This window comes from Candidatus Pelagibacter sp. Uisw_101 (assembly GCF_047727615.1).
Taxonomy (GTDB): Bacteria; Pseudomonadota; Alphaproteobacteria; order Pelagibacterales; family Pelagibacteraceae; genus Pelagibacter.
Window position 1 is genome coordinate 1,234,663 of the sequence record NZ_CP159821.1, and the last position, 15,824, is coordinate 1,250,486.

The 15,824-nt window shown below is 29.0% G+C and carries 16 protein-coding genes; 9 read left to right on the forward strand and 7 right to left on the reverse strand.

What is annotated here, in order from left to right; genetic code table 11:
- Positions 1-26: 26 nt before the first annotated feature.
- Positions 27-956 (forward strand): ABC transporter ATP-binding protein, encoded by a 930-nt coding sequence (locus ABXT48_RS06605; RefSeq protein ID WP_415286253.1) that lies wholly within the window; start codon positions 27-29, stop codon positions 954-956.
- Positions 957-988: 32 nt separating this feature from the next.
- Positions 989-1,540 carry a biotin transporter BioY gene (locus tag ABXT48_RS06610; RefSeq protein ID WP_415286255.1) on the forward strand — a complete coding sequence of 184 codons (552 nt, stop codon included), beginning with the start codon at positions 989-991 and terminating at the stop codon, positions 1,538-1,540.
- On the opposite strand, the gene ABXT48_RS06615 is transcribed toward ABXT48_RS06610, so the two are convergent.
- On the reverse strand, positions 1,533-2,096 hold the full coding sequence (locus ABXT48_RS06615; protein ID WP_415302864.1) for an ActR/PrrA/RegA family redox response regulator transcription factor: 564 nt from the start codon (positions 2,094-2,096) through the stop codon (positions 1,533-1,535). The two genes, ABXT48_RS06610 and ABXT48_RS06615, sit on opposite strands and share 8 nt — an antisense overlap.
- Positions 2,097-2,242: 146 nt before the next feature.
- On the opposite strand from ABXT48_RS06615, the gene ABXT48_RS06620 reads away from it, so the two are divergent.
- From ABXT48_RS06620 to speB, 3 genes are read left to right on the forward strand one after another with little or no spacing between them, the layout of a single operon-like run.
- Positions 2,243-3,421 carry a type III PLP-dependent enzyme gene (locus tag ABXT48_RS06620; RefSeq protein ID WP_415286259.1) on the forward strand — a complete coding sequence of 393 codons (1,179 nt, stop codon included), beginning with the start codon at positions 2,243-2,245 and terminating at the stop codon, positions 3,419-3,421.
- Positions 3,421-4,464, forward strand: a complete 1,044-nt coding sequence (locus ABXT48_RS06625) for a 1,9-bis(guanidino)-5-aza-nonane synthase (protein WP_415286261.1) — start codon at positions 3,421-3,423, stop codon at positions 4,462-4,464. Before ABXT48_RS06620 ends, ABXT48_RS06625 begins: the two co-directional genes overlap by 1 nt.
- Positions 4,465-4,466: 2 nt before the next feature.
- A complete protein-coding gene (gene speB, locus ABXT48_RS06630; protein WP_415302866.1) occupies positions 4,467-5,342 on the forward strand; it encodes an agmatinase in 876 nt (291 codons plus the stop codon).
- Here the strand turns inward: speB and ABXT48_RS06635 are convergent.
- Genes ABXT48_RS06635 through ABXT48_RS06650 form a run of 4 tightly spaced genes read right to left on the reverse strand, consistent with a single transcriptional unit; the run spans position 5,339 to position 8,884 of the window.
- Positions 5,339-5,893: a queuosine precursor transporter gene (locus tag ABXT48_RS06635; RefSeq protein WP_415302868.1), complete on the reverse strand. Its 555-nt coding sequence runs from the start codon at positions 5,891-5,893 to the stop codon at positions 5,339-5,341. The two genes, speB and ABXT48_RS06635, sit on opposite strands and share 4 nt — an antisense overlap.
- Entirely contained in the window at positions 5,893-6,216 is a 324-nt protein-coding gene (gene rpmB / locus ABXT48_RS06640; protein WP_415278128.1) for a 50S ribosomal protein L28, read from the reverse strand. The genes ABXT48_RS06635 and rpmB overlap by 1 nt, the downstream gene beginning before the upstream one ends.
- A 53-nt stretch (positions 6,217-6,269) precedes the next feature.
- Positions 6,270-7,322 carry a quinone-dependent dihydroorotate dehydrogenase gene (locus tag ABXT48_RS06645; RefSeq protein ID WP_415302869.1) on the reverse strand — a complete coding sequence of 351 codons (1,053 nt, stop codon included), beginning with the start codon at positions 7,320-7,322 and terminating at the stop codon, positions 6,270-6,272.
- Positions 7,322-8,884 carry a lysine--tRNA ligase gene (locus tag ABXT48_RS06650; RefSeq protein WP_415302871.1) on the reverse strand — a complete coding sequence of 521 codons (1,563 nt, stop codon included), beginning with the start codon at positions 8,882-8,884 and terminating at the stop codon, positions 7,322-7,324. Before ABXT48_RS06650 ends, ABXT48_RS06645 begins: the two co-directional genes overlap by 1 nt.
- 90 nt (positions 8,885-8,974) lie before the next feature.
- Here ABXT48_RS06650 and ABXT48_RS06655 point away from each other — a divergent pair, with 90 nt between their 5' ends.
- The 3 genes from ABXT48_RS06655 to ABXT48_RS06665 are packed head-to-tail and all read left to right on the forward strand — an operon-like array spanning position 8,975 to position 12,535.
- The gene (locus ABXT48_RS06655; protein ID WP_415302873.1) at positions 8,975-10,420 is read left to right on the forward strand and encodes a TrkH family potassium uptake protein; all 1,446 of its coding nucleotides are present in this window, start codon (positions 8,975-8,977) and stop codon (positions 10,418-10,420) included.
- Between the two features lie 2 nt (positions 10,421-10,422).
- Positions 10,423-11,799, forward strand: a complete 1,377-nt coding sequence (locus ABXT48_RS06660) for an AmpG family muropeptide MFS transporter (RefSeq protein ID WP_415302875.1) — start codon at positions 10,423-10,425, stop codon at positions 11,797-11,799.
- Positions 11,789-12,535, forward strand: a complete 747-nt coding sequence (locus ABXT48_RS06665; protein ID WP_415286271.1) for an NlpC/P60 family protein — start codon at positions 11,789-11,791, stop codon at positions 12,533-12,535. The genes ABXT48_RS06660 and ABXT48_RS06665 overlap by 11 nt, the downstream gene beginning before the upstream one ends.
- Here ABXT48_RS06665 and ABXT48_RS06670 read toward each other — a convergent pair.
- Both ABXT48_RS06670 and hisC read right to left on the reverse strand, forming a co-directional pair.
- Positions 12,532-13,428 (reverse strand): prephenate dehydrogenase, encoded by an 897-nt coding sequence (locus ABXT48_RS06670; RefSeq protein ID WP_415286272.1) that lies wholly within the window; start codon positions 13,426-13,428, stop codon positions 12,532-12,534. The two genes, ABXT48_RS06665 and ABXT48_RS06670, sit on opposite strands and share 4 nt — an antisense overlap.
- 2 nt (positions 13,429-13,430) lie before the next feature.
- Complete coding sequence (gene hisC / locus ABXT48_RS06675) at positions 13,431-14,513, reverse strand: histidinol-phosphate transaminase (protein WP_415286274.1); 1,083 nt, start codon at positions 14,511-14,513, stop codon at positions 13,431-13,433.
- A gap of 191 nt (positions 14,514-14,704) precedes the next feature.
- On the opposite strand from hisC, the gene metX reads away from it, so the two are divergent.
- On the forward strand, positions 14,705-15,823 hold the full coding sequence (metX, locus tag ABXT48_RS06680) for a homoserine O-acetyltransferase MetX (RefSeq protein ID WP_415286276.1): 1,119 nt from the start codon (positions 14,705-14,707) through the stop codon (positions 15,821-15,823).
- Position 15,824 lies beyond the last annotated feature (1 nt).

Genomic DNA, 15,824 nt, shown 5'->3' on the forward strand with positions numbered 1-15,824 from the left:
TAAATACTATAAATGTATTAACACGCATGGAGCAAAAAAATATACTTTCTGTTAAAAACTTAAAAAAAATTTATTCAAGTAAACAGACTGGAGACAACCTTGCATTAAATGATTTAAACTTAGACGTGAAAGAAGGAGAAATTTTTGGCCTTCTTGGTCCTAATGGTGCTGGAAAAACAACATTTATAAATATTTTAGCTGGAACAGTGGTAAAAACAGCAGGACAAGTAAATGTTTGGGGTTTTGACTTAGATAAGAACCCAAGACAAGTCAGAGCTTCGGTTGGAATAGTTCCTCAAGAAGTAAATCTTGATCCATTTTTTAGTCCAAGAAAATTATTAGAATTACAGGCTGGTCTCTATGGAATTAAAGAAAAAGATAGAATTACAGATACGATTCTAAAATTGGTATCCCTAGAAAAACAAGCTAACAGCTATGCTAGAAGTTTATCTGGTGGAATGAAAAGAAGGCTGCTAATGGCTAAAGCTTTAGTTCATCAACCACCAATAATTATTTTAGACGAACCTACGGCTGGCGTTGATGTTGAATTAAGACAAAATCTATGGAAAAATGTAAAATTGCTTAATGAACTTGGTGTAACTATCATTCTAACAACTCATTATCTTGAGGAAGCTGAGGAAATGTGTGGAAGAATAGCTATATTAAATAAAGGAAATATTGTTGCTCTAGACAGCACTAAAAATTTATTAGATAGAATTCAAACCAAAAAAGTAACCTTTAAAACTGACATGAAGATTAATATTAACGAAAATGATCTAGAATCTTTAAAAATAGTCTCACACCTAGATAATGAGGTTTGTGTTTCTTATGAAAAAAGTAAAATTAATATGCAAGAATTAATTAATTTAATTAAGAAAAATAATGTCAAAATTATAGATATTTCAACTGACGACGGTGATTTAGAGGATGTTTTTTTAAGACTAATAAAAAACTAGATTATCACATTAATAAATAGTAATTTGTAGATATGGATCTATTAAAAACAAACGCAATTCAAAAAGTATTAAAAACATTTATTCTAATTTTCATAGGAACAATGGCTTTGACTATTTCAGCTAAATTAAAAATACCATTTTATCCTGTACCTATGACAATGCAAACTTTTGTAGTTCTATTTTTGGGAATTGCTTTTGGATATAAAATTGGCCTAGCATCTGTAGCTGTTTATCTTCTAGAGGGTATTCTAGGAATGCCAGTATTTTCTAACTCACCAGAAAAAGGTGTTGGGATAGTTTATTTTACCGGTCCAACAATGGGATATTTAATTGGGTTTTTATTTGCTTCTTTTCTTGCAGGTTATTTAAATTTTAATAAAAATATTTTTATAATTTTTGGAAAATTAATATTTTCTGTTTCAATAATCTATGTATTTGGAGCTATTTGGTTGGGAACTTTAATTGGATGGGACAAACCAATTCTTCAATTAGGAGTTACACCATTCTTATTAGCTGAATTATTTAAGATTTGTTTGTTAACTATATTAACTAAAAAAATTATTAAATTTAGAAAATTTATCTAGGGGATCTTTTAGATAAAATTCTTTGTAATGTTCTTCTGTGCATTTTAAGTCTTCTAGCAGTTTCAGATACATTTCTATTACATAATTCAAAAACTCTATGAATGTGCTCCCACTTAACTCTATCGGCTGACATGGGGTTTTCTGGTGGTTCAGCTTTTTTCTCTGGATCAGCTAGCAATGCTTTCTCGACATCGTCTGCGTCTGCTGGCTTTGCAAGATAATCAATTGCACCTTCTTTAATCGCAGCTACAGCTGTTGGGATATTTCCATATCCTGTTAACATTATAATTCTACTGCTTGGATTAGAAATTTGAATTTGTTTTACTACCTCAAGTCCATTTCCATCAGTTAGTCTAAGATCAATAACAGCAAAACCTGGTTTTTTTTCTATAACTGATTGAATACCTTTTTGCACACCCTCAGCTTGAAAAACCTCAAACCCTTTTTTTTCCATTGCTCTAGCAAGCCTGTCTCTGAAAGGGTTATCATCATCAACGATTAATAAGGTTTTATTGTCAAAATTACTTAATTTTTTTAAATTATTCAGTTCAGACATACAGTTAATATGGTGCCTTATCTGATAATTTCAACACCTATTATTTACTTTACATTAATTAACTATTGCCTTAATTGCATAATTTATATGAAAGTTTTTAAGTATTTTTAAAAACTTTTTTTTATTAAATTTTTTTTGGAGACGTAATGCAAAAATTTAAAGCAGTTGATGATCTTATAAATCAACTAAAGCCAGAAAAGCCTATTTATTGTATTAGGAAAAAATCAATACAATTAGCTTCTACATATTTTAGAAATAAATTTCCTGGTAAAGTGCTTTATGCAGTAAAAACTAACCCACATCCTGAAGTACTAAAAACAATAGTTGAAAGTGGGATTGAGAACTTTGATATAGCCTCTATTCAAGAAATTAAAGATATAAGAGCAATTAATCCTAATGCAAAATGTTCATATATGCATACAGTCAAAAGTAGAGAAAGTATTAAAGAAGCCTATTTTAATTATAATGTTAAAGCTTTTTCCCTTGATACTAAAGATGAATTAATAAAAATTATTGAAACAACTAACGAGGCAAAAGACCTTGAATTATTTGTAAGAGTAGCCGTTTCAAATGAGCATGCTGAAATAGATTTATCAACAAAATTTGGGGCGTCCATATATGAGGCGACTGCTTTATTGAGATTAACAAAGCAATATGCAAAAAAAATAGGTTTAAGTTTCCATGTGGGATCTCAATGCATGCATCCTATTTCATATACAAAAGGGATTGCAGACATTGGAAATATTATAAAAAAAACTAAAATTATTCCAGATTATATTAATATTGGAGGTGGATTTCCTGCAATTTATCCAGATCTTGTACCTCAATCTTTGGATAATTATTTTGAAGAAATAAAAAAAGGTTTATCAAATTTAAAGTTGGAAAAACTTCCTGAAATATTATGTGAGCCCGGAAGAGCATTAGTTGCAGAAAGTGGATCAACAATTGTAAGAGTAAATCTTAGAAAAAAACAAAAACTTTATATAAATGATGGAACGTATGGAACTCTTTTTGATGCAGGTACACCAAACATAGTTTACCCTTCTCGTTTGATTAAAAATGGAAAAGCAATATCAAAAAAACTAACTGCTTTTGATTTTTATGGCCCTACTTGTGATAGTATGGATTACATGAAGGGACCATTTCTACTTCCAAATAATATTAAGGAAAATGATTATATTGAGCTAGGTCAACTTGGGGCCTACGGTCTAACTTTTAGAACTCAATTTAATGGTTTTTATTCTAATGAAATTTATGAAGTAGAAGACGAACCTATAATGACGTTATATGGTAAAGAGAGCAATAAAGGTATATTAGTTGCTTAATGTCAGAAAACAAAAATTTAACTCATAATAGCAAAAAAAGCTTCTTACAAAATCCAGTTGAACACATCGATATTACTTCGTTTGATGCAAGGAAAATAATTTCCTCAATGGAAAAAATGTCTTTTGTTTCAAGAGAAACAGCAAATGCAGCCAACATTTTTAATGAAATGATTCAAGATAAGGATTGCACAATTTTTTTAACACTTGCTGGGTCAACTTCTGCTGCAGGATGTATGAATATTTATAAAGATTTAGTTAAATATAATATGGTTGATGCAATTATTGCTACAGGAGCTTCAATAGTTGATATGGATTTTTTTGAAGCTTTAGGCTTTAAACATTACCAGGGCTCACAGTTTCAAGATGACACTGAATTAAGAAAAAATTATATAGATAGGATTTATGACACATATATTGATGAAGAAGAATTACAGGAATGTGATCAAAAAATATGTGAAATAGCAGATACACTTGATCCAAGAAGTTACACATCAAGAGAATTTATTTATGAAATGGGAAAATATTTAAAGAAAAATTCTAAAAAAAAAGATTCTTTAATTGAAACTGCATATAACAATAATGTTCCCATTTTTTGTCCTGCATTTACAGACTCAAGTGCTGGTTTTGGATTGGTCACTCACCAAGAAAATAATCCTAAAAACCATATTACGATAGATTCTATTAGAGAGCTTCGTGAGTTAACTGAAATAAAGATTCAATCAAAAGGATCTGGCTTATTTATGATTGGTGGAGGAGTGCCAAAAAACTTTGTTCAAGATACTGTTATCTGTGCTGAACTTTTAGGAAAAGAAGTTGAGATGCATAAGTACGCAGTGCAAATTACAGTAGCAGATTCTAGGGATGGTGCTTGCAGCAGCTCTACATTAAAAGAAGCAAGCTCTTGGGGTAAAGTAGATATTGCAAAAGAACAAATGGTTTTTGCAGAAGCAACTAGTGTCCTTCCTTTGATTGCAAGTGATGCTTATCATAAAGGTGACTGGAAAAACAGAACGAGAAAAAACTTCTCAAAAATATTTAAGTAAAATTGAAATATCTTTCTAATAAAAATGGTTTTCTAGGAATTGACAATGATGTTAACTTTAAAGAGAAAGTAGTAGTTGTTCCATTCGGTTTAGAAAAAACTGTGAGTTATGGTGGTGGCACTCGTAATGGCCCTAAAGAAATTATCAAAGCATCACATCAAGTTGAATTATATGATGAAGAATTACATTGTGAACCCTACAAAAAAATTGGAATTAAAACTTTAAAACCATTTAAAATTGATAAAGACATTAAAAAAGCTCTTAAAAAGATGTCTGATATAAACCAAGAAATATTAGATAAAAAATTATTTCCAATCACTTTTGGTGGGGAACACACAATAACGCCTGGATGTATTGCTCCATTTGTAAAAAAACACAAAGAAATATGTCTACTACATTTTGATGCACATGCAGATTTAAGAGAGAGTTATAATGGAGAAAAATTTTCTCATGCTTCAGCTATTAGGAGATGTCTTGATCATAAAAATGTTTCAATAATCTCATTTGGGATCAGAAATATATCTCAAAGTGAAATACCATTCTTAAAAAAAAACTCATCTAGAATTAATATCTTTTGGGCAAAAGACAAAAGTAAATGGGACTTAAAAAAATTTAAAAAAATGATAAAGAATAAAACAGTTTATTTAACATTTGATGTTGATGGTTTAGATTCAAGTATAATGCCCGCAACAGGTACACCTGAACCAGGTGGACTATTATGGGATGAAACTTTAAATATTATACGGATAGCTGCTAAGAACTCTAATATTGTTGGTGCAGATATAAATGAACTTTCACCTATAAAAGGTTTTAATTCTTACAATTTTCTTGTAGCAAAACTTGCTTATAAAATTTTATCGTACAAATTTTTATACTAAACTTTTGAAGCTTTAAGAGTTCCCAATAATAATCTGAATGGAATTAACATTGCTAAAGCAACAAATATTTTAACCGCTAAGTCACCTAGAGATAAAGTAACCCATGGTATTCCAGTTGCGTAAAATGAGATAGAGAAGAATAAAAATGTATCAACAGTAGACCCAATTAACGATGAAGTTAATGGAGCAACAAACCATTTCTTTTTTCTTAAATAGTCAAAAATTTGAACATCCAACAACTGTGCAACCATAAATGCTGTGCCTGAACCTATGGCAATTCTGACTGAAATTAAGTCTGCAAAATTTGTTGAAAAGAAAAGAGTAAATACAATCCCTATAATAAAACCAACATAAACAATTTTTCTAGCTACAACCTTGCCATAAGATCTATTAGCTAAATCTGTAATTAAAAATGCAACTGGATAACTAAAAGCTCCATAAGTTAATATTTCTTCCAAACCATAATGGTTGATCGGAAATTGTACTAAATAATTTGAAGTTAAAACAACAACTCCCATTATAAATGAGAGTAGTATAAAAAACTTTTTCATTAAGCTGATTTACTAGGGGATACTTTGGGTGCTTTTTTTACAAATGGTGACTTAATTAATATACTTTTTTTTAATTTTTTTAATCTTGGTGATATATTTTTATTTCTTGCAGTCTTTAAAAATTCATCAAAAGTACCTTTTTTATCAACACATCTAACACCTGCATTGCTAACTGTTAAAGTTAAGCTTCTTTTTAAAAGTTCACTTTTAAATTTTGTTTTTTTTAAATTTGGTAAAAATCTTCTATTAGTCTTATTGTTAGCATGACTAACATTATGACCTTTCATAGGTATTTTTCCGGTTAATTCACATTTTTTAGACATAATATTTAGTGACTATATAAGATGAGTTAGTGACCTCGTCAAGTTTATTACCTTTAATTAGGCTGTTTCTTGCCTATTATTTCTCTAAAATTCTTGATCCCATCAGTAATTAATATTTCTTTTAACTCTTTTTTTATTTTTCCAACAATATTGGGCCCCTGAAACACCATACCAGTATATAATTGGACATAGCTTGCGCCAGCTAAAAATTTTCTATGTGCACTTTCTCCTGAGTCCACACCACCTACTCCAATAATTTCAATTTTATTTTTTAATAATCTGTAAAACTTACTTATTAATTTATTAGCCTCTTCTTCAAGAGGTTTTCCAGATAAACCACCCTTTTGATGTTTCAGTATATTGTTTAATTTACCTCTATTTTCTGCAGTTGTATTTGAAACAATTATTGCACTTACTTTATGTTCTAACAATATTTTACTTAATACTTCAATTTGTTCATCTGAAATATCAGGAGAAATTTTTACAACAATTGGTATTTTAGATTTAAGCTTAATTTTTTCTTCTTTAACTAAATTCATTAATTCATCAAATTTAGTTTCTTCATGAAAACTTCTTAAGTTTTCTGTATTAGGTGAGGAAATATTAATTGTAATATAGTCAGCAATATCATAAAAAGTTCTAAGACCAATTAAATAATCATTTAACCTATCATCACTATCTTTATTTGGACCTATATTAATTCCCAATAAGCCCTTATTCAAATTTGATCGAATTCTGTTGCTTATACTTTCTGATCCTAAATTATTAAATCCCAATCTATTTATAAGTGCTTCGTCTTCTACCAATCTAAATACTCTTGGTTTTGGATTTCCATACTGTTTAAGTGGTGTAACGGTCCCCACCTCAACAAACCCAAATCCAAGTTTAAATAAAGAATTATAAACTTCAGCATTTTTATCAAATCCAGCGGCCATTCCAATTGGGTTATCTATTTCTTTGCCAAATAGTTTAGTCTTGAACATTGGATCATCTTTATTTTCATCCCTTAAATTTGGTGTCAAATTTAATCTTAAAGACTTAATTGCTAAATTATGAGCAGTTTCAGGATCAATTTTAAAAATTAGTGATCTGAATTTTGAAAACATTATTTTATTTTTTCTGTTATTAATTTTTTAGTTTCATTAACTCCAAAGAAGCTTATAAAAAAGCCCATTCTTGGGCCATTTTTATCTCCAAATACGACTTCATAAATCAATTTAAACCAATCACGTAGATTTTCTGAATACCCATTTTCTTTTCCAGTTGAGTAAATTAATGTTTGAATATCCTCAGGTAACATTGAATCATTACAATCATCAAGAGTCTTTACTAGAGCCTCTAATGCAATTTTTTCGTTTGAATCTGGTTTCTTATATTTTTTCTGAAGTTTGATTACATCGTTAAAGTATTTAATAGCGTAGCCAATTAAATTATCAAATATTATATGATCTTTTTCTGAGATATCTTTTTTGTATTTTTTTACAAACTTCCAAAGTAATTCCTTAGAATCTGCATTACTTGCCTCCACTAAATTTAAAAGCATTGAAAAACTCATAATAGTATCTTCTTTAGGAATTAATCCATTATGTACATGCCAAACTGGATTCATTAATAACTGTAATTCATTTTGATTTTTAGCTTTTTCCACAAAATCTAAATACTCATCAACTGTTTTTGGAACTATTTCTTTGTATAATTTTTTTGCTCTTTTAGGATTTTGATACATGTACAATGAAAGACTTTCAGGAGACGCATATTCTAACCACTGATCAATAGTGATCCCATTACCTTTTGACTTTGAAATTTTCTCACCTTTTTCATCTAAAAATAGTTCATAAGCAAAGCCAGATGGGTTTGTTTTGCCAATCAATTTAACTATTCTTGAAGATAATATTGCACTTTCTATTAAATCTTTTCCATACATTTCAAAATCTATATCGAGGGCATACCACCTCATGGCCCAATCCACTTTCCACTGCAATTTACAATGTCCGTCTAAAATACTTGTTTCAAGTTTTTTTCCATTATTATCAAAGATGATTTTAGATTTTTCTTTTAAGATTTCTAAAACCGGAATCTCTAAAACCTTACCAGTATCTGGGCATATAGGTAAAAAAGGACTGTAGGTTCTTTGTCTTTCCTTACCAAGTGTTGGAAGAATTATATCCATGATACCCCGATAGTTTTCTAAAATTAATTGTAGCGTTGGATTAAAAAAACCACTTTTATAGAGAACTGAAGAACTTTTAAAACTATACTCAAATTTAAATTTATCTAAAAAATCTTTTAACATTTCATTATTATGCTCACCAAAGCTTGAAAATTTTTTGAATGGATCTGGTACTTGAGTTAAAGGTTTATGAAGGTTTTTATTTAATAGCTCTTGATTAGGTACATTTTCAGGAACTTTTCTGAAACCATCCATGTCATCTGAAAAAGTTATAATTTCTGTTGGTATATTCGTAAGTTGTTTCAGTGCATTAACCATCATTGATGTTCTTGCCACCTCACCAAAGGTACCTATATGGGGTAATCCACTTGGTCCATAGCCAGTTTGTAAAATAATTTTACCTTTTTTCTCAATAAAGGATTTTCTTTCACGCAAAATTTTTTTAGCCTCAACAAAAGGCCATGCGTTAGTTTTATCTAAATTTTCTTTTTCAATCACTTTGTTTAATAAGAAATATCTTATATTAGGTGTTATTATTAACTCTTATAGAGTTGAAATTTATTTACCATAAAATAATGTTCTATCAAAATGTCTAATTATAAAACTGTTTTTTTTACCTTGGGTGTTTTGCAAATTATTCTTGGAATTTCTATGATGATTCCAATTTTAGCCCAATTTATTTATTCTGAACTAGATTCTTCTTTTATTGGGGCTTCTTTAGTTTCAATAATATTTGGTGTTTTATTTTTTTTGACAAATTTAAACCATGACAAAAAGTTAAACTTACAACAAGCATTCTTATTAACCGCTCTTTCTTGGTTGAGTATTGCAATATTTGGCTCTTTACCTTTTATTTTTTCTACTCTTGAACTGTCCATTACTGATTCTTTTTTTGAAAGTATGTCTGGTATTACCACGACAGGGTCTACAATTATTTCCAACTTGGAGGGGGCACCTAGATCAATACTTTTATGGCGAGCTATGCTTCAATGGTTAGGAGGAATTGGTATTATTGTAATGGCAATAACTCTAATGCCAATAATGAACGTCGGGGGAATGCAGCTATTTAAGATTTCAAGTAACGATTCTTCAGAAAAGTTATTACCAAAATCTAAGGAAATATCTCTTAGATTAATTTACGTATATTTAGTGTTAACAACACTTTGTGCTGTTACCTATAAAATTTTTGGTATGAATATTTTCGATAGCCTAACTCACTCCATGACTACAATAGCAACAGGTGGATTTTCGAATTATAATAAATCTATAGGATATTTTAATAGTTTACCCATTGAGATATCATCGATGGTTTTTATTATACTGGGTAGCCTACCTTTCATAGCTTATATAAAATTTTTAAATGGTAATAAAAAAATATTTACTTCCGATGTCCAAATTAAATCATTTATTAAGATAATTATTTTTTCAATTATTCTACTTTTTATTTATTCACTTTTTCAAAATAAAGATTTTTCTCAAATTAATATAAGAGTAATTGTTTTTAACGTTATTTCTATCTTAACTGGCACGGGATATGTCACCGGAGAATTTGATGGATGGGGAAATTTTCCACTAATTTTCTTTTTAACTCTAATGTTTATTGGTGGTTGTGCTGGCTCAACAACTTGTGGAATTAAAATTTTTAGAATTCAAATTTTATATCTATTTATTGTTAATCAATTGAAAAAAATTATTTATCCAAGAGGTATATTTGTAATTAAATATGATAAAAATAAAGTAGATGATAAATTTATGGCTTCAATTATCTCTTTTATTTTTCTTTACTTGGTTATATTTTTTTTGATAACTGCATTTTTATCTTTAAGTGGCTTAGATTTTGTAACCTCAATCTCAGGTGCTGCCACATCAATTTCCAATGTTGGCCCAGGGTTAGGCTCTACAATTGGCCCTAATAGCGATTTTTCAAATATACCTGAGATATCTAAATGGATTTTAAGCCTTGGAATGATATTGGGTAGATTAGAATTGTTTGCTATACTAGTATTGTTTCTACCTTCTTTTTGGAGAAATTAGTTATGATTGAAATAAAAAAACAATCGCTCTCAGAAACTTTTTCTATCTACTTAGATAAAAGAATGCTTAGAATATTATTACTTGGGGCTATCTCGGGGTTTCCCTGGGTTCTAATAGGAAGCAGTTTGAGTTTATGGCTTAAGGAAGAAGGGTTGAGTAGATCAACAATTGGTTGGGCAGGTTTAATATTTGCAGTTTACGCTTTTAACTATTTATGGGCCCCTCTTATTGATAGATTTCAAGTACCGTACCTAACAAAAAAACTTGGGCATAGAAGAGGATGGATAGTTTTAATGCAAATTGCAATTTTAACTTGTCTTGTTACTTGGAGTTTTATTAATCCCACTGAAAATCTTGCACTACTGATTACGGTTGGTTTAGTTATTGCCATAGCATCAGCCACACAAGATATTACCGTTGACGCCTTAAGAATTGAACAAATAGGTGAGCATGAAAGCAAATCAATGGCAGCTGGTGCTGCGATGGCTGTTGTTGGATGGTGGAGTGGATATAAGTTGGGTGGTGTAATAGCTTTATTTACAGCAGAATATTTAGAGAATATTGGTGTTACTAATTACTGGCAAATTACATTTTTAATTTTAGGAGTTGTAGTAATTCTGATGAACATAGGTTTGATGTTTGTTCATGAGCCCCTTTCTACTGATAGACAAAAGAAACAAAAAGAAACAGATAAACTTATAGAAAACAAACTTGGATCAAAAAATATTATAACTAATTTTATAGCTTGGTTGAGCAGTACATTAGGTGGTCCTATAATAAGCTTTTTTAAGAAAAATGGCTTTTCAATTGCTATTGGAATTTTAAGCTTTATTTTTTTATTCAAGATTGGTGAGGCCTTTCTTGGACGTATGTCGATAGTTTTTTATAAAGAAATAGGCTTCTCTAAAGGTGACATTGCAATTTACTCAAAAACTTTAGGATGGATAACTACAGTTATATTTACATTACTAGGTGGGCTTTTTGTAATTAGATCTGGTGTTTTAAAAGCAATGTTTGTTGCAGGAATATTAATGGCAGCAACTAACTTATTATTCACAGTCTTGGCATGGAGTGATAAATCTGAGTTATTATTCGCAGTAGCAGTCATATTTGATGATATAGCCGCAGCATTTGCAACGGTTGCATTTGTAGCCTTTATTTCATTATTAGTAGACCGAACATATACCGCAACTCAATACGCATTACTTGCATCGATAGGGACTGCTGGCAGAACTACACTTGCATCATCATCTGGAGCGTTAGTAGATTGGCTTAATGGAGATTGGGGGGTATTTTTTATCCTTACAGCCATCATGGTAATACCCTCATTGATTTGTTTGTGGTTTATAAAAGATAAATTAAAACTTCGTGAAAAATAATTGCTTTTACAAAAAACCTTTATCAGATATCTATAAGGAACCAAATGTAGTTTCTGAAGTTACTTCTCAAATTTTGTATGGAGAAAAATTTAAAATTATATCTAAGAATAAAAGCTGGATAAAAATAAAGGTTTTATTTGATAATTATACTGGATACATAAAAAACAAAGATTACACTAAAGATCATAAGCCAACTCATAAAATATTTATTCTAAAAGCAAATATTTATAATAAACAAAAAAATAAGACAAAATATTTTTTACCTTTTGCATCAAGAATTTCAATGATTCAAGAAAGTAAAAAATTTATAGAATTTGAAAAAAATAAATGGATTAAAAAAAGTGGTGTAAAAAATATTAATCATATAGAAAAAGATTATTTAAAAGTATTAAAATTTTTTTTAAAAACTAAATATGTTTGGGGTGGTAAAACTTATAGAGGTATAGACTGCTCTGCTATTTTACAATTATTTTTTTACTATAATAATAAATTTTATCCAAGAGATACAAAAGATCAAATAAAATATTCAATACAAAAAAATAAAGGTGGAGTGTTTAAAAAAGGAGACATTATATTTTGGAAAGGTCATGTTGCTGTTTGTATTAACTCTCAAAAATTAATTCATGCATATGGTCCAGAAAAGAAAGTTTTGATTATGAATATAACAGAGACAATAAATAGAATTGAAAGAACAGCAAAGTTAATAGTAAAAAAAATATCCTCTATAAAATATTAACTTCTTCCAAAGTCTGGCTTATTAATATCTTGTTTCAACTTAATTATTTTCTTTCTAACCTTTTTAGTATTAACTAATTTTTTAATAATGGACTTATTATTTTTAGATTGAATATCTCTCTTAAATGAACGTAAATTTTTAATAAATAAATCAATAGCTTTTGAAATATTTTTTTGATTATTAAAAAAAATATCTCTCCACATAATTTCATTAGATGCTGCAATTCTTGAAAAATCTCTCAAACCACCTGCACTGAATTTAATTAATTCATACTTTTGTTGTTTTTCGAAATCTGTCGCTGTTTTTACCAAATTATATGCAATTAAATGAGGTAAATGACTTGTCATAGAAAAAACCGTATCATGTTTTTTTGAGTCCATAATTGCAACATTTGAACCAATTTTTTTCCAGAACTTGGTAAGTATCAGAAGGTGTTTTCTGTTGGTATTTTTTTCTTTTATTAATATGCACCATTTATTAAGGAATAAATTTTTTACCCCGTTTTCTGGGCCACTAACTTCTGACCCTGCAATAGGGTGACTGGATGTCCAAAAAATTCCTTTTTTCAATTTTCTTTTAATTAAGTCCATAGACTTTTCTTTAGATGATCCAACATCTGTAATAATAGTTTTAGGTAATAAATATCTATTTATCTCTAAAATTATTTTTTCATATTCTCCTAGTGGGGTACAAAATATTATTAAATCTGAGTTTGGGATAATTTTCTTTAAATCATCTATAATTTCACATGGTAATTTTAATTTTTTGATTTTTGAAATATTTGATTTTGATTTTTCATAGACAAATATTTTTTTAGCTATTTTTTTTTCAGATATTGATCTTAACAATGAAGAGCCAATTAAACCACAGCCTATAATTAAAATATTTTTCATAATTAATTAAAGACAGTCTTGATCGTTGTTATGAATCTCATATTCTCTTTTTTAGATCCAATTGTTAATCTTAATTTGTTTTTAATATTATATCCATCCTCTGTAGATCTTAATATAATTCCTTTTGACTGCAGTTTGTTAAAAATATAATTAGCTGAAAATTTACATTTATCAAAATTTAACAGTAAAAAATTAGCTGTTACTTCATTTGAAAAAATTTTTAGTTTTTCTAAATCATTTCTAACTTTATTTGCTTCTGTAATATTATGTTTCACAGATTGATTAATAAAGTTTCTATCTTTTAAAGCTTCTATTGCTGCCATCTGTGCAACTTGATTTACATTAAATGGAGGTCTAATTAAATTCATTGCAGAGATAATTTTCTTGGGGCCATGACCCCAGCCAACTCTTAACGAGGCCAGTCCGTATATTTTTGAAAAAGTTCTTATCACAACAACATTATCCTTATTTTTAAATAAATCTAAACCAGATTTATAATCTTTATTTTTCATATATTCAAAATACGCATCGTCTAAAACTAGTAAAATATTTTTATTCAATTTCATTCTTAAGTCTATTAGCTCTGCTCTACTTAAGTATGTTCCTGTTGGGTTGTTAGGGTTAGCAATAAATACAAGTTTGGTTTTTTTTGTTACTTTCTTAATAATTTCATTTATTGAAACTTTAAAATTTTCTTCCTTAGAAAAAACAACTTTTGCCCCCACTATTTGAGCATATATCCTGTACATTAAAAAGCTATATTGAGGAACAATCACTTCATCAGATGGTTTTAAGTACAGCTGGCAAATCATTTGAATAATTTCATCTGACCCTGCACCACAAATTATCTTCTCAAAATCACACTTATATTTCTTTGCAATTTCTTTTCTTAAGTTTTTTGCCTTACCGTCTGGATATTTCGATATTAACAATTTTTTATTCTGTAAAATTTTCTTTACTCTTGGGCTAACACCAAGAGCTGACTCATTTGCTGATAATTTTATAACATTTCGTATTTTTGCTATATTTGACTTACCTGGTTTATAAGCTTCTATTTTGAATTCTTTAAATTTTGGAACAGTCATTTTATTAATTTAATTTACCTTATAAATAAAATATTATCCTTTCATATAGAATAAGTCATTTTTTAAAAAAATTGACATAAGAAATACTATCTAGTACAAAAAATATGCGCTGATTTAACTGAATTGCGAGCGCTTAAAAAAAACCGCTAAATAAGTTTTTTTGTCTCACAATTCAAATTTAGCTAATATTTATGAATAAAAATGTGAACATAAAAAATATTATAATTGATAAACCATTAAAATTAGATTGTGGTAAAACTATCAATAATTATTCTCTGGCTTATGAGACTTATGGCTCTCTAAATGAGAAGAAAGATAATGCTATTCTTATTTTTCATGCTTTAACTGGTGATCAATTTGTTTCTGGAATAAATCCAATTACTAAAAAAGAGGGTTGGTGGTCATATGCTGTTGGACCTGGTAAAGCCATTGATACTGATAAATATTTTGTAATTTGTGCCAATGTTATTGGTGGATGTATGGGCTCGTATGGTCCTGGTGAAATTAACCCCGATACTAATAAAAAATATGGTACCACTTTTCCTGTCATCACTATTAATGACATGGTTAATGCACAATTTAATCTCTTAAGTTTTTTTAACATTGATAAATTATTTGCTGTTATGGGTGGATCAATGGGTGGAATGCAGACACTTCAGTTCGTTAATAACTTTCCTGATAAAGCAAAAGTTGCTATTCCAATAGCCTGCACAGCTAGTCATTCAGCGCAGAACATTGCTTTTAATGAACTTGGCAGACAATCGATTATGGCTGATACTAATTGGGAAAATGGTGACTATTCCAATCAAAATAAAAATCCTAATAAAGGATTGTCTGTTGCCAGAATGGCTGCGCATATAACTTATTTATCTAAAAATGGTCTACAGGAAAAATTTGGAAGAAAGTTGCAAGAAAGAGATGACCTAAAATTTGGTTTTGATGCAGACTTTCAAATAGAAAGTTATTTAAGGTATCAAGGATCTGTATTTGTTGATAGATTTGATGCCAATAGCTACCTATACATAACAAGAGCGATGGACTATTTTGATCTAATAAAAGAACATCACGGTAATTTATCTAAAGCATTCGAAAAAACTAAAACTAAGTTTCTTATTATATCTTTTACTTCTGATTGGCTTTATCCAACTTCTGAGAATAAAGAAATTGTTATAGCCTTAAATGCCATAGGTGCTGAAGTAGGATTTGTCGAAATTGAGTCTGACAAAGGGCACGATTCATTCCTTTTAAAAGTTCCTAAATTTTTAAATACTCTAGGTGATTATATTAAAACAGCTTATTCTAAAAACTAAA